The sequence below is a fragment of the Faecalicatena contorta genome (assembly GCF_001404335.1).
Lineage (GTDB): Bacteria > Bacillota > Clostridia > Lachnospirales > Lachnospiraceae > Faecalicatena > Faecalicatena contortus_B.
Genome location: NZ_CYZU01000038.1, coordinates 39,290 through 53,595, shown reverse-complemented (window position 1 = coordinate 53,595; position 14,306 = coordinate 39,290). Strand labels below are relative to the sequence as shown.

At 45.5% G+C, this 14,306-nt stretch carries 11 protein-coding genes and 1 pseudogene; 9 read left to right on the top strand and 3 right to left on the bottom strand.

The annotated features are described in order from the left end of the window. Positions 1–265 precede the first annotated feature (265 nt). The 8 genes from ARB69_RS17350 (at position 266) to ARB69_RS17315 (ending at position 7,400) form a co-directional block, all read left to right on the top strand. Complete coding sequence (locus tag ARB69_RS17350) at positions 266–754, top strand: NAD(P)H-dependent oxidoreductase subunit E (RefSeq protein ID WP_055154463.1); 489 nt, start codon at positions 266–268, stop codon at positions 752–754. A gap of 67 nt (positions 755–821) precedes the next feature. Then, positions 822–1,496 (top strand): response regulator transcription factor, encoded by a 675-nt coding sequence (locus tag ARB69_RS17345; RefSeq protein ID WP_055154461.1) that lies wholly within the window; start codon positions 822–824, stop codon positions 1,494–1,496. Next, positions 1,484–2,728, top strand: a complete 1,245-nt coding sequence (locus tag ARB69_RS17340; protein WP_055154459.1) for a HAMP domain-containing sensor histidine kinase — start codon at positions 1,484–1,486, stop codon at positions 2,726–2,728. The genes ARB69_RS17345 and ARB69_RS17340 overlap by 13 nt, the downstream gene beginning before the upstream one ends. A gap of 194 nt (positions 2,729–2,922) precedes the next feature. Continuing rightward, positions 2,923–3,801, top strand: a complete 879-nt coding sequence (locus ARB69_RS17335; protein WP_050642257.1) for an ABC transporter ATP-binding protein — start codon at positions 2,923–2,925, stop codon at positions 3,799–3,801. 38 nt (positions 3,802–3,839) lie between these two features. Next, positions 3,840–5,039: a hypothetical protein gene (locus tag ARB69_RS17330; RefSeq protein ID WP_330377722.1), complete on the top strand. Its 1,200-nt coding sequence runs from the start codon at positions 3,840–3,842 to the stop codon at positions 5,037–5,039. Continuing rightward, positions 4,996–5,613, top strand: a complete 618-nt coding sequence (locus ARB69_RS17325; RefSeq protein ID WP_055154455.1) for a hypothetical protein — start codon at positions 4,996–4,998, stop codon at positions 5,611–5,613. The genes ARB69_RS17330 and ARB69_RS17325 overlap by 44 nt, the downstream gene beginning before the upstream one ends. Positions 5,614–5,798: 185 nt before the next feature. Further along, complete coding sequence (locus ARB69_RS17320) at positions 5,799–6,083, top strand: YabP/YqfC family sporulation protein (RefSeq protein WP_044927356.1); 285 nt, start codon at positions 5,799–5,801, stop codon at positions 6,081–6,083. A gap of 12 nt (positions 6,084–6,095) precedes the next feature. Continuing rightward, positions 6,096–7,400 carry a sporulation protein YqfD gene (locus ARB69_RS17315; RefSeq protein WP_174518415.1) on the top strand — a complete coding sequence of 435 codons (1,305 nt, stop codon included), beginning with the start codon at positions 6,096–6,098 and terminating at the stop codon, positions 7,398–7,400. Between the two features lie 55 nt (positions 7,401–7,455). On the opposite strand, the gene ARB69_RS17310 is transcribed toward ARB69_RS17315, so the two are convergent. From ARB69_RS17310 to ARB69_RS17300, 3 genes are read right to left on the bottom strand one after another with little or no spacing between them, the layout of a single operon-like run. Next, a complete protein-coding gene (locus ARB69_RS17310) occupies positions 7,456–8,856 on the bottom strand; it encodes an ATP-binding cassette domain-containing protein (RefSeq protein ID WP_050642260.1) in 1,401 nt (466 codons plus the stop codon). Next, positions 8,853–9,854: a sensor histidine kinase gene (locus tag ARB69_RS17305; protein WP_050642261.1), complete on the bottom strand. Its 1,002-nt coding sequence runs from the start codon at positions 9,852–9,854 to the stop codon at positions 8,853–8,855. The genes ARB69_RS17310 and ARB69_RS17305 overlap by 4 nt, the downstream gene beginning before the upstream one ends. A 15-nt stretch (positions 9,855–9,869) precedes the next feature. After that, positions 9,870–11,483 carry a response regulator transcription factor gene (locus tag ARB69_RS17300; protein WP_055154453.1) on the bottom strand — a complete coding sequence of 538 codons (1,614 nt, stop codon included), beginning with the start codon at positions 11,481–11,483 and terminating at the stop codon, positions 9,870–9,872. Between the two features lie 264 nt (positions 11,484–11,747). Here ARB69_RS17300 and ARB69_RS17295 point away from each other — a divergent pair. Next, a pseudogene (locus ARB69_RS17295) lies at positions 11,748–14,303 on the top strand (glycyl radical protein). Positions 14,304–14,306 lie beyond the last annotated feature (3 nt).

Below are 14,306 nucleotides of genomic sequence, written 5' to 3'. Positions count from 1 at the left end.
CGCCCATCTTCGGCGCTGGCGCATCAGGGCGGCAGGATTTTTTCCTTTGTGGGGAACTGTGGCGGGAGAGGCGGATTGGGGATGGCTTCGCGGATTTTGGTGAGGCAATTAACTGATAGGAATGTTAGGCTTGTGTTTTGGTGGATGGTTTTTATGAGATGCCGACGGGGATTTTATCTTTAGGAATTCATTTGTTCTCTTGGTAATTAAAATTTACGGGAACGGGGTATACTGATGTATAAATTAGGATTTGGGGTGTGAATATATGGATGAATTGGAACGGGAACGGAAGAGTGAGGAAATTTTGGCTTATTATGGGGGGATGGATAATCGAGGGGGGCAGGAGTTAATTGTGGCTTTGTTGCGGGAGCTGCAGGATATTTATGGGTGTATTACGGCTGGGGTTATTGAGCGGGCGGCTGCGGTGACTGGGGTGAAGCCTTCTTTTATAAGGGCTTTGGTTCGGATGTATCCTACTTTGAAGGAGGCGGCTTTTCTGCATGATATTGTTGTCTGTATGGGGAAGGCCTGTGCGGATCAGGGGGGACGGGATATTCTTTCGTTTCTGCAGAAAGTTTTGAAGGTGCGGCGGAATGGGATTTCCAGGGATGGGAAGGTGCGGGTTCGCACACAGAGCTGTTTGAAACACTGCGGAACGGCTCCTAATCTGCTGATTGATGGAAAATTGTATACAGGGGTGGATGAGGAGATGCTGACGGGAGTATTGAAAAATCAATTTCATCTGGGATTATAGGGCTTTTGTAGAGATTTATCCGGTATAATAAAATGTTATTATGTTGTAATGGAGAGGTTTAAGGCTTATGAGTAAAAAAATTTTAGTTGCGGACGATGAACCGGGGATTGTGCAGCTGTTAAAAGATTATTTTGAAATTCAGGGGTATGAGGTCGCCAGTGCCTTCAATGGTGTGGAGGCGCTGGAGCAGTCCTCACGCAGGCCTGATTTGATTCTGCTGGATGTGAATATGCCTGGGCTTGACGGGTTTGAAGTCTGTAGGATGATCCGTGACCATGTATCCTGCCCCATCTTGTTTCTGACGGCTAAGGTGGAAGAACAGGATCGGATCAGAGGGCTTATGCTGGGCGGGGATGATTACATATTGAAGCCTTTCAGTATTGACGAGCTGGGAGCCAGGGTTGAGGCACATCTGCGCAGAGAAGAACGCAGGACAAAAGTACAGGCGGTTAAGATGCAGGGAGGCCTTGCCATACATTATACAGAACGTTGTGTATATTATGACGGGAAGGCATTGAATCTGACGAAGACAGAGTTTAATATTGTGGAACTGTTGTCCATGCACGTCGGCCAGGTATTCACAAGAGGACAGGTTTACGACAGAGTCCGCGGCTATGACGGGGAAGGGGACAGCAGTATTGTAACGGAACATATACGCCGAATCCGGTCGAAGCTGTCAGCAGTCACCGATATTCAGTATATTGAAACTGTATGGGGAGTTGGTTATAAATGGATTGGTTAGAAGAAAAGATAGAACACACGAGAATGAGAATAAGAAACACACGTTTCTGCACTGCTATAACTGCTTATATACTAGTGGCGGCCGCAGCCGCTATGTTTCTTTCTTATGTCACAATTATCTTCTGTTTTCAGTGGGAGAGCAGGATCTTGCAAAGCTATAACAGCGGTGAGGATATATGGATATACAGTGTGAAGCTGTCGGGCTGGCCATTCTGGACACAGACCTTTTCCAGTTTATCGTCCCGTGACAGCGTGCTAGTGAAGCTGCTGGATTTTGTTCGTACCTGGTGTCCGTTTCTATATACCCTTGTGGGCTCCATTCTGGCCTGCAGGATATTTTATAGAAGGAGGCTTTCGGCCCCCCTTCGGATTCTACAGGAGGGGACGGAGGCCGTCAGGAACAATAATCTGGATTTTGACCTGACGTATGACAGCCGGGACGAAATGGGTGAACTCTGCCGCTCCTTTGATGATATGAAGCAGGAACTCATACATAATAAGCAGATGATGTGGGAACTTGTGGAAAACCAGAAGCAGCTCAATGCGGCTTTCGCCCACGACCTGCGGACGCCCTTAACCGTTCTGAAGGGATATTCCGACTTTCTTGCCCGCTATATTCCGCAGGGCAAAGTAAATGAAGAAAAGATGCTGGACACGCTGCATCTGATGTCCTCACATCTGAACCGCCTGGAACAGTACAGCCGGACAATGAAAGGTATCCGCAGCATAGATGAGCTCCCGGTGCACAGAGAAAAAAGTGATTTATCCAGAATAGAAAATGAGATCTGCGAAGTCATTTTTTCTCTGAACCAGATTGGAGATATACAGATTACCTTATCAGTACCCGCTAAGAAAAGTGAGGATGAAATACTTTTCGCAGACACCGGCCTGATCCTGGAAGTATTGGAGAATCTGCTTTCAAATGCAATCCGCTATGCGGAAAACAGAATCTGGGTTCGGCTGGATTTTGAGTATAAAAAGGCGGTTCTTGTTCTTACCGTGCATGACGACGGCCCAGGTTTCACCCAGGGGGATCTTCAGAATGCATTGAATCCCTATTATAAAGAACACAGGGCTTCCGATGCCGCAGACGGGGAGGAAGATCCACATTTTGGCATTGGGCTCCATATCTGCAGCCATATCTGTGCGAAACATGAAGGAACGCTGAGCATTGCTAACAGTATCGATCAAGGCGCCGTTGTGACGGCTTCATTTTCCTGTAAGAATGAATGAAGAGATTCTTAAGTTTTTGTAGAGAAAGTGTAGACATTTTCGGGCTAATATATATGCATACCCAAAGGGCACCCCGTAATCCGTGCCCTGCGGGCGGGTCTGCAGCTTTGCTGCAGTACAATGTATACCCAAAGGGCACCCCGTAATCCGTGCCCCCCGGGAGCAGAGAATGACAATAAGAGAGGATGAGAAAAATGTCTGCAGAAATTAAAATTGAACATTTAAATCAATATTACGGACGAAAATGTGCCTTAAAAGATGTGAACCTTACAATTCACAAGGGGATGTTCGGCCTGCTTGGCAGAAACGGCGCAGGCAAGACCACACTGATGAAAGTACTTGCAACGCTCCTGCCTAAGACAGAGGGAAGCGTCTCTGTCTGCGGCATTCCGGTGGAGGATGCGGCAAGAGTGCGCAGGATCACAGGATATCTGCCCCAGGAATTTTCCATGTACCCGAATATGACCGTTTACGAGGCAATGGATTATCTGGGCGTACTGTCCGGGCTTGGAAGCCGGAAACGCAGAGAATTGATACCAAAGCTTCTGTCCCAGGTGAATCTCCTGGAGGATCAAAAGAAAAAGGTAAAGGCATTGTCCGGCGGAATGAAGCGCCGGCTGGGGATCGCACAGGCTATTCTCCACAATCCGAAGGTGCTGATCGTAGATGAGCCTACTGCAGGCCTGGATCCCGAGGAGAGAGTCCGGTTCCGCAATCTGCTGAGCGAAATTGCCCAGGAGAGAATCGTTATTCTGTCCACACACATTGTCGGAGATATCGAAGCTACGTGCGAACAGATTGCGGTATTAAATGAGGGTGAGATCCTGTATCAGGGGACGGTCTCTGATCTGATTGATATGGCGGACGGAAGAGTCTACACGGCCCAGATCAGCAAATCCGAGCTTCCTCGGCTGAAGGAACGCTATGTCGTCACCAGCATGCTGACGCTTGGGAATAACGTAATGGTCCGTTTTATTGCCGAAAAGAAACCATTTGCACATGCTGAGTGCTGTGAGGCGGGAGTGGAAGATGCCTACATGTATCTTATGCACGGAGAGCGGGGTGATCTCTGATGTTCCTGAGTTTACTAGCAAAAAAATGCCGGCAGACAATGAAAAGTATGATCTACTGGCTGATCGTGGTGATTCTTGTGGTCTTTTATTTTTCCCAGCTGGGAGGAATGACGATAGATGAAAAGCCTGAGCCGGGACAGGAAAATTACGGATGGACATATGGAGGAAATGAGACGGATATCATGGAATCTGTACTTGGACGGCTTGTTTCGGAATACCTGGCAGGAACATATACCACCTATCCAATCGGATTTTATAAGTCTGTCACTCCAAGCGAAGAGGAGCAGAAGCGGATTGGCGAGATTGTGGAGGAGACTACAGGGCTTTCGGGGGAAGGCGACATTGCGGATGCAATACAGGAGGCAGAAGGCGGCGCCCAGGTGATATACGGCAGCAGCCCAACACAGGTAAAAAAAGGCCTGACGTATGAACGGTTTAAAGCGTTCATGCAGGAAGTCGACGATATTCTGGGCGGAGGCTCTTACTATGCGCCGGACAGCCTGGAGACAAGCGTCTCCCAGCCTAAGTCATATGAGGAGGCTCTGGAAGACTATAATAGCCTGATAGAAAACGACCATCTCACGGGTGGTTATGCGAGACTGTTCTGTGACTATATGGGAATTCTGCTCGGTATTCTGCCGGTCTTTCTGGCAGTGACCCGCGGGCTGCGTGACAGACGCTCAAAGATGCAGGAACTGATTGCCAGCAGGAAGGCATCCTCTGCCTGTATCATCACAAGCCGGTATGCTGCCATGCTGATTATGATCATGGTTCCGGTTCTCCTGTTATCCTGTATCCCGCTGGTTCAGTGCTTACAGTCTGCATCCGGTACAGGGATTCAGACGGATGTTCTGGCATTTGTTAAATACAGCTTCGGCTGGCTTCTTCCAACGGTAATGGCTTCCGCAGGAGTCGGGCTGGTACTGACCGAACTGACGGATACTGCACTCGGGGTCCTGGTTCAGATAGCCTGGTGGTTCCTGACAATCTTCGGATCCATGAACAGTATGCACGGGGGTGCATATGGATGGAGCCTCGTACCAAGGCACAATACGGTCTATAATTATTCGGGCTTTCATGAAAACTTTGGTCAGCTAGCGGCAAACAGGGGGCTTTACGCGGCATTTTCGCTTCTCCTGTTAGCAATATCCATTTTTATTTACACACAAAAAAGAAAAGGGAGGCTGGATATCCGTGGTAAAATATTTGGAAATCTTAAAAGAAAACACAAGGCATAATATTCCCGTTCATGCCATGATTGCCATCCTTCTGCTCTGTTTTTCTCCGCTTGTACTGGGCGTGGAGAATCTGCCCTATGAGGATGCTGCAAAAGTACTGGAACGCTACGTGGCGCTGCTGGGCATCATTATGCTGACGCCGGTGTTTCTGCCGGAGCAGAATCCGGACCTCCGCGACCTGATCCGTTCAAAATATACGAAAATTACAGCGATATACGGCATCCGTGTGCTGGAAGCAGTCGTTCTGCTCGCAATCCTGCTGGGCGTTTACATGGCGGTGCTTTCATACAACAGCTGTCAGCTCCACATACTCCCATACTACGGAGGCACCCTGGCCGAAATGCTGTTTGTAGGGGGGCTGGGGATCTTTGGCTTCGCTCTGTTCGACAATCTGATTGCAGGTTATATGATTCCTGTCTTTTACTATATCGTCGCATTTGGAAGCGGTGCAAAATATTTGAAAGTATTTTACCCGTTTTCCATGTCCCAAGGCAGCTATGCGGAAAAATTCTGGCTGTTAGCGGGCGGTCTGATACTCATTGCAGCGGGGATATTGATAAGGGGACGAAAGTGATTCATTCAAGTACGCCTTGGCGTACTTGCGGCGAGACACGCGTCATGCTCCGCATGACATCATACATTTGCGCGTCGCTGCCATCCGCCGCCGGCTGCCGCGGGATAAAACATAACTGTTAACCGAATAGGACAAAAATGCCGCACATATACTACAAATAAAGGGCGTATGTGTGGCATTTCTATATGGGAAGAGAAATAGAAAATGAAAAAATAAAGGAAAAGCTGGCCTCTGCAGCCAGCATGCCAAAAGACGTAGTCCTCGGGGCGGCTGTTGTGACCATCATAGGGGCAGGAGAAGTCTGCATTGAGAATTACCGGGGCATTATAGAGTACACGGATGTCCTGATCCGTGTACAGACCAAGGGATATCAGATCAGGCTGCAGGGAAAGAATCTGCAGATCGAATATTATACGAATGATGAGATGAAAATAACAGGCAGGATTTTATCACTAGAATATTGTAAGTGAGGTAAGGAAACAGTGATTCAGTCAATCATTCGCTATATTCACGGGTATGTAAAAATCCGGGTGGAAGGCTATTCCCCGGAACGTTTCCTGAACCTGTGCCGCCATCACCAGATCTATATTTGGGGGCTGAATCCCTGCGGGAATGCATACGAGATGTATATGAGCCTGAAGGGATTCCGCAGACTCAGGCCGATTGTCAGGAAGACTCATACAAAAGTTTTACTTGTCCAGAGAAACGGTCTTCCTTTCTTTCTGCACAGATACAGAAAGCGAAAGCTTTTTTTTATCAGCTTTATTCTTTGTCTTGGCCTCTTATATTTCTATTCGAGTTTTATATGGGATATCCATTTTGAGGGCAATGAAAAATGGACAAACGAGACGTTGCTGGAATTTCTTGAGACGAAAGATGTGTCCCCGCATATGGCAAAAAAGAAAGTAGACTGCGCGCAGATTGTAAAAGATATCCGAAAAGAGTATGACGATATTGTCTGGGTATCCGCCTCCATAGATGGAAGCCGGCTGCGCATTCAGATTAAGGAGAATGAGGACACTTTCCGGGAAGAATCAGAAAGTGCCGATGGTGCGGGAGCAGAAGGCCAGGGGGATGCATCTCCGGATGCGGGAAAGGAAACGGAGACGCCCAGCGATCTGATAGCTACAAAGGATGGCGTCATTACCAGCATTATTACTAGATCCGGTATTCCACAGGTTCATGTGGGCGACACCGTGGCGAAAGGGGATGTACTTGTAACCGGCAGGATAGAGGTGCTTAATGACGCGGGGGAAGTGACCGGTTACCAGTATCAGAAGTCCGACGCCGATATATTTGCAGATACGCAGTTGAATTACGAGGACTCGATCAGCACAACGTATAAAAAGAAATATTATGAAAAGTCACAGCGGCGGCTGTATTATATCAAGGCAGGTTCCTGGTACATCTCCGCGGGAACCGTGAAAAATGATTACAAAGAGTGGGAGATGTATACCAATGAGCATCAACTCAAACTGGGCGAGAACTTTTATCTTCCGCTATCCTATGGCAACAAAATCGTAAGATCCTATACGTCCAAAGAGAAACCATACACAAAAGAAGAGCTTCAAAAACAGTTGAGCAGCAACTTTAAGCAGTTTTCCAAGGAATTGGAGGAAAATGACGTCCAGATCCGGGAAAACAGAGTCAAAATACATATAAGCAAAAATACGGCTACGGCAAAAGGAATTTTGTATCTCAATGAAAGAATCACACAGGAGGCGGATACGGAAATTATTGAGATTGAAAATGAGGGGCAGGAGGAGGCCGGCGGGCCGCAAGAATAATCATTGTACGTAACAGCTCAGTCCTGCCTGAACTGTTCGCATTGTTCCCTGTTATTTATTCTTGTGTTAAAAATACTGCTTCTCCTTCTATTTCTGTATCCATAGTCCAGTTATTAGAGATAATCAGCACGGCGATTCCCTTTGAAGAGAGAAGCCGCAGCATGTCCAGCGTAATCTGGTTTAAGGAAGTATCTATAATGGAAAAAGGGTTCATGCAGACCAGTAATTCGGGAACATATAAAAGCCAGCGGCAGTAGATGACTTTCTGTACAATTTCCATTGGCACCTGATCGATATTCATCTGGAGATATCCTGGAGGAATTATATCCTTAAGCGTGTATTCAACCCCCTTTTGATTGCCTGGATTGGTCCAGAAATTATGGATTTTGCTGTCAAGCGGTACACAGAGGTTATAGAGCACGGTCATGTTGTGGAAAAGTACGGTCCGGCGCGGATTAGATTCAATGATTCCGCAGCTTTTCAGATACTGATTCAGAGAGACTGACTGTAAAGGCTGTCCCCTGAAAAGTATACTGCCGCTGCCGGCTGATGCTCTCCGTCTCAAGATCGATAAAAGATAATCTGTTTCGCGGTTACTGGAACAGATGATTTTCAAGATCTGCCCCTTTTTCAGCGTAAACGACAGCGGGGCAGGCAATATATCCTGCACATTATCGAAGGCCAGAACGGATTCTTTGATATCCTTGTCCTGATGATGGCTTTTCTGATGACGAAGAACAGAATATGAGCCAAGTGACCTCTGAATCTCTTCCTGGCAGATCTGAGAGCGCGGCAGGATTCGGAGGGTCTGTCCGTTCTTTATCAGATGAAGCGTACACGTGAGCCGAAAGAGACGGATATCAAAAGTCTCTCCGATAAGGAACGTGATACCGTGCTTTTCTAATACCTTGAGAATAGATAAAAGCTGTTCGAATTCACCGGCATCTAAAAGAGAGGCGGCATTCGATAAAAAAATTAGTTTCTTTCCCTGCAGAAATGCTTTGACCAGCTCAACTGCAATTCGTTCAAAATTGGTCAGCGACTTCACTTTTTGATTAACATCTAAAGACAGGTGAAAGAATTCGAACAGGTTTTCTGCCATTTTCTTATACTTTTTAGCCGTAATCCATAAAAATGAAAGCTGTTCATAAAATAAATTTTCATATACGGAAAGGCTGTTCATCAGACGGCTGGACTCATAGATAATCGCCGTTTCCTTTTTATATGAACGGATATAATCCTGATATGTAACAGCAGTCTCTTCGAAATAAATGATTCCTTCTACTTCAGAAATTTTACCATCAATAAAATCTAAGAAAGCTGTTCTCTCATAAAAACTATTAAAAAGAATTCCAGTATGCTCCCCTTCAAAAACCTGCAGATAGAGGTTCGAAAGGACTGCACTTTGATTTTGGCGAATCGACAGATTGAAGATACGAAATAATTCCTTTTTCATAGAGTCAGGTTCCTTTTCTGTATTTTGGGCAGGATGATACGGACATCGGTTCCGATTCCCTGAGTACTGTAGACATGGAGGCCGTATTCATTGCCGAACAGAAGTTTTATCCTGCGTGCTACATTCTGAAGCGCAATGCTTTGGCGTTCCTGTTTCCCTGTGGGGGCTGGCGGTTTGGCAGGATTCTCGAGAGATGCATTGATCCGATGCAGAATATCGTGCGTCATGCCAATGCCTGTGTCTGAAATATTGATAAACAGGAACCGTTCTGTGGTTTCAATCGAAATCGTAATTTTCCCATTCCCGCTCTTTTTTTCAAGTCCGTGGAAGATTGAATTTTCAATGATTGGCTGGAGCGTCAGTTTAGGAATGAGCAGGGTAAGAACCTCGTTTTTGTCATCCGGCCAGATAACGTTCATATTAATTTTATCCCCAAACCGGTATTTCTGTATGATAAAGTAATTTTCTGTATGGTCCAATTCATTCTCCATCGTAGTCAGATTGCCGGTATCGGTAATTGTATAACGGAAAAAGGTAGCCAGTGCCTCAATGACCGATGAAACGGTCTTCAATCCCTCGTAAAGTGTATCCCCCCGCAGGGCTTCCAGTGTATTATACAAAAAATGCGGATTAATCTGGTTCTGCAGCGCAAGATATTCCGCCTGTTTTTGAGACTTTGCAAAATCTATTTTTTGATGTTTAAAATCATACATCATATGCAGCAGATCTTCGGACAGAAAGGGAGAAGCAGATGCCAGAAAGGCATCAAAATCCTGCATGGAATTATAATCCCTGCAAGCTTCTTTTAGGATTTTCTGCGGCCTGCGGAGAAAATACCAAATATAAACGAACAATGCTATATGGACTGCTGCCAGTAAAAAGAACAGTGCTGTATAAGAGATCTTCCCGGGGATCACTGTCAGACAGACGGCAATGTCGGATAACACAACCAGAATGACAGAGAATGTACAAAGTATATGATAATAAGTTTTTTTCATGTTCTCACCCGTATGTCAGGAAAAAAGTTTTCGGTAAGCTGCAGGAGTCATTCCGGTAGTCTTGCGGAAGCACCTTATAAAATACTTCAAGTCATGGAAGCCGGTACGTTCGGCTATCTCAATGATTTCCAGATCTGTCTCTGTGAGCAGGTCTTTGGCGTTCTGAATGCGGACATCTGTCAGGTATTCAATAAAGCTGATCCCGGTCTCCTTCTTAAAGATATTCGAAAAATAAGAGGCGTTAAGACCGACTACCTGCCCAATCTGTTCCAGTGTCAGGCTTTGCTCATAATTCTCGTTGATATATTGTTTCGCTGTAAGTACAGCTTTGGACTGCGCTTTCTTCTTATGGGATTTCCAGTCCTGAAGCAAAGCACATTGTTCTTCGGCGAGATAAGAAAAAACATCATAAACAGAAGTAAAGGAAAGAAAACAAGTATTCCATTTATCAGTCAGCTCGTCCGAAGATACATTGATTTTATGCTGATTCAGGCAGAATAAAAAGAGTGTAACAATTTCATTGTATACCCGTCGGATGAACGCGCCCGTAACAGAGTCCAGATGGACAAGCTGATGCGCAAGACCAGAAAGAAATTCCCGCAGCTTTTCGTACTGGAATGTCTCTGCATAACTAAGATACTGGCTTCTGAAAGAGGGGGTGATAAAGTCCGATACTTGATTTTTACATATCGGTATCCGGGAATAGGAATAAATGGCATCGCTCCCTGAGAGGACTTTTTCACACAGTGCAGATTCTATCTCTCCAAAGCAATCGGTGATTTCTGCAAAAGTGTTCTTAATACCGCTTTGAAGCAGTATCACATGAAGTTCAGGAAAGATTTCTTTTAATGACAGCAGGGCGCCCCGGATGCTTTTGGAAGTCTGGTAAATGTGTGAAAGCTGTTCTTCATTGTCATTGACAAGGCAATATATGTATTTGCCGGAAACGGTCATGGAACAGTCATGATATTGCCCTGTTTCAGAATCAATGATCCCGGCTGCTTTATTCACCAGAAAATCACTGACAATTGTCCGTCCATTCTCATCAGGGGTGTCAAGATAAATGCAAAGCAGAGTAAAAGCAGATTCCTTAAAATCGGTGTAATAAGTCCGGTTGATATCTTCAATCGAATGGAAGGCCTGTATGATCTGCGGGTTTAAAATCAGATCGTTGATGAAATTGGATTTGATGCGTTCCTGAGTCGAATTTAACTCTTTTCGGATTGCTTCATCCTGCTGCTTATGCGATTCCATTGACTGTTGCTTTTCTACGATTGAGACTAGTGTTGCCTTTAGGTCTTTTTCTTTGATTGGCTTTAAAATATAATCAGAAACACCGTATTGAATGGCACGCTGTGCGTAGTCAAACTGCCCATAACCGCTGATAATAATAAAATGAATTCCGGGATTGAATTCTTTTGCAGCCCGTATCAGGGTAAGTCCATCACATCCTGGCATTCGGATATCGGTAATGATAATGTCCGGAGAAGTTTCTTTTACCATATCCAGGGCCAGCAGTCCGTCATGGCATATACCTGCGATATGCAGACCGAGTGACTCCCAGTCAATCAGGCACTGGATCAGTCTGCAGACCTTCTCTTCATCATCTATAATCAAAACTTTTAACATATAATCCTCCCCCTTAAATATGATGTACCAGATTGGAATCAGTATAATGGATTGTACCGGAGATTTCAATAGATGTAGTGAAAAAATACAATGAATAAAAGAAAAAGATATCAAAACCATACAAAACACACAAAAAACTAAAGAAAATCCTCTTTTTACCAAAGATAATGAGTTGAAGCAGAATATAATAACAAATATAATAATTGCAGGAAGACCGATATATCGTGAAACCATAGATGTACATGAAATAGTAGGAGGGAATATATGGAAGAGAACCTTTCGTATCAAATCAGTACGAAGCCAGTGAGATCAAAGCGTATTGATGAATTATACAGGTATATTACTTCTTTTGAAAGCGGTATCTGCATAGAGAGAGGAAAATATCTGACGGAATTTTATGAAACAGAACCGGATCTGCCGAATGTACTAAAACGGGCGCGCGCGATTGAGCATGTATTAAAGAATATGAGTATCTACATGATGCCGGGGAGCCTGTTTGCAGGCAACCAATCCTCAAAACCGCGTTGGGCGCCCATTTTTCCAGAGTTTGAAGTGGAGTGGATGGAGGAGGAATTTATCAAAGGGAATCCATATTTCCCAGATACAAGACCGGCAGACAGATACGTTCTGCGCAAGGAGGACTTGGATGACATTCGCCATATATGTGATTGGTGGAAGGGCAAAACGCATGTGGACAGGCTTCGGAGCAGGCTGCCGAAAGAGGCGCTCCTGACCCACTATGAGATAAAAGCCGCGGATATAGGGGCATATTTTCAGGGCGGTGACGGTCACTTTGCTACAGCACACGAATGGCTGATTAACCACGGCCTGGAAGAAATTATGAATCTTGCAGAGCAGGGGCTTGATCATCTGGACTGGAAAAATGATCCCGAAGCGGTAAAGAAAAAGGATTTTTATGAAGCTGCTATTGTAACGGCCAAGTCGGTCATTCATTATGCGGCAAGATATGCAGAGCTTGCCGCCGGGATGGCAGTAAAAGAAGCTGACCCGGCCAGAAAAAAGGAATTGGAAGAAATCGCAGAAATGTGCACCCATGTTCCCGCAAAACCGGCCAGGACCTTCAAAGAGGCGCTTCAGTTTATCATCATCACCCATATCTGTCTGCATATAGAAGATAATGGTGTGGGAATTTCCTTTGGGCGGTTTGACCAATTTATGTATCCATTTTATAAAAAAGATATTGCCGAAGGACTTTTAGACCGGGAACATGCGGTTGAGATGGTAGAAAACTTTTTCCTGCAGATTTATACAAGCAACAAAGTAAGAAGCTGGCAGGATACAGATTATTTCCGGGGAGTACCGATGTTCCAGAATCTTACGATCGGCGGACAGGACCCGGTGAGAAAATGCGATGCAACGAATGAACTCAGTTACATCTGTTTAGATGCCATCTACCATACAAGAATACCGCAGCCTTCGCTGACCGTGCGTTTCCATAAAAACACACCATTTGAATTCAAAATGAAGACAGCGGAAGTGGTGAGGCTTGGAACAGGACTTCCGTCTATCTTTAATGATGAGACATATATCCCGGCACTCCTGAATCGGGGGTATGAGCTGAACGATGCTTATAATTACTGCATCATCGGATGTGTGGAACCGGGACCGGCAGGGCTCTTGGGAGGCAGAACCGGCGGAGCATGGCTGAACTGTACAAAAGCCCTGGAGATGTCACTGTATAATGGAACGGATCCGAGAACCGGTATCTGCCTCCACCCGAATAAAAACGGGAAAAACCTGGCGTCCTTTGAAAACTTCGAGGAAGTGAAGGAGGCATATAAGGATCAGCTTCGGTATTATATCAAGATGGAGGCGATTCTGGAAAATACGATTGACCAGCTCTGGGAAGAGCATATGAATGAGCCGATGACCTCTGTATTTGGCTGTCCTACGACGACGCTGGAGCGTGGGAAGACTTTTAAACAGGGCGGTGCAAAGTATGATTTCACAGGGCAGCAGACCATTGGGACTGCCAATATTGCCAACAGTCTTTACGCGGTTAAGAAACTGGTATTTGACGATAAGAAACTGACAGGGGCGCAGCTTAAGCATGCTTTGGAAACAAATTTCCAGGATATGGAGAGCAGGCCGACGGGCCCGCAGATACAAGCTCTGTGCAAAGGCGTTGAAAAATATGGGAATGACATTGATGAAGTAGATGAACTGGCGAGGGAGATGCTTGCGTTTACAGCAAATGAATTATGTTCCTATAAAAACACAAGATATGGCCGTGGTCCAATCGGAGGCACGCTTCACTGCTCTACGAGCACCGTGTCAAGCAACACTCCGTTCGGCAAGGTATGCGGCGCGACACCGGACGGACGGGAAGCTTACACTGCGGTGGCAGATGGTCAGTCCCCGATGAAAGGAACTGATACGAGTGGTCCAACTGCAGCAATCCGTTCTGTGTCAAAGATTAACAATATACTGCTTTCCTGCGGTTCATTGTATAATTTGAAATTTAACCCGTCTGACCTGTATTAACATTCCAAAAGGCCGGATAGAGGCCTTGCTGAATTTAAATGCAGGTTGGAAAATGCGAGGAGGTGCGTTATGGAAAGGGTAGTGAAAAATGACGGACTTAAAAGATTTGTAAGTCTGATAGATGAATATTTTGCTTCCGGCGGTGCACAGATGCAGTTTAATATCGTGAGCAGGGATACCTTGCTTGCTGCCCAGAAAAATCCGCAGGAATATGCAGACCTGCTTGTACGTGTGGCAGGATACAGCGCGTATTTTACACAGCTGTCAAGGGATGTCCAGCAGGATATTATCGAAAGAACGGAAGAAAAACTATAGGTA

What these genes read in the sequence shown, in the direction of transcription:
- ARB69_RS17350 (WP_055154463.1), top strand. Translation starts at nt 266, where the DNA reads ATGGATGAATTGGAACGGGAACGGAAGAGTGAGGAAATTTTGGCTTAT.
- ARB69_RS17345 (WP_055154461.1), top strand. Translation starts at nt 822, where the DNA reads ATGAGTAAAAAAATTTTAGTTGCGGACGATGAACCGGGGATTGTGCAG.
- ARB69_RS17340 (WP_055154459.1), top strand. Translation starts at nt 1,484, where the DNA reads ATGGATTGGTTAGAAGAAAAGATAGAACACACGAGAATGAGAATAAGA.
- ARB69_RS17335 (WP_050642257.1), top strand. Translation starts at nt 2,923, where the DNA reads ATGTCTGCAGAAATTAAAATTGAACATTTAAATCAATATTACGGACGA.
- ARB69_RS17330 (WP_330377722.1), top strand. Translation starts at nt 3,840, where the DNA reads ATGAAAAGTATGATCTACTGGCTGATCGTGGTGATTCTTGTGGTCTTT.
- ARB69_RS17320 (WP_044927356.1), top strand. Translation starts at nt 5,799, where the DNA reads ATGGGAAGAGAAATAGAAAATGAAAAAATAAAGGAAAAGCTGGCCTCT.
- ARB69_RS17310 (WP_050642260.1), bottom strand. Translation starts at nt 8,856, where the DNA reads ATGAAAAAGGAATTATTTCGTATCTTCAATCTGTCGATTCGCCAAAAT.
- ARB69_RS17305 (WP_050642261.1), bottom strand. Translation starts at nt 9,854, where the DNA reads ATGAAAAAAACTTATTATCATATACTTTGTACATTCTCTGTCATTCTG.
- ARB69_RS17300 (WP_055154453.1), bottom strand. Translation starts at nt 11,483, where the DNA reads ATGTTAAAAGTTTTGATTATAGATGATGAAGAGAAGGTCTGCAGACTG.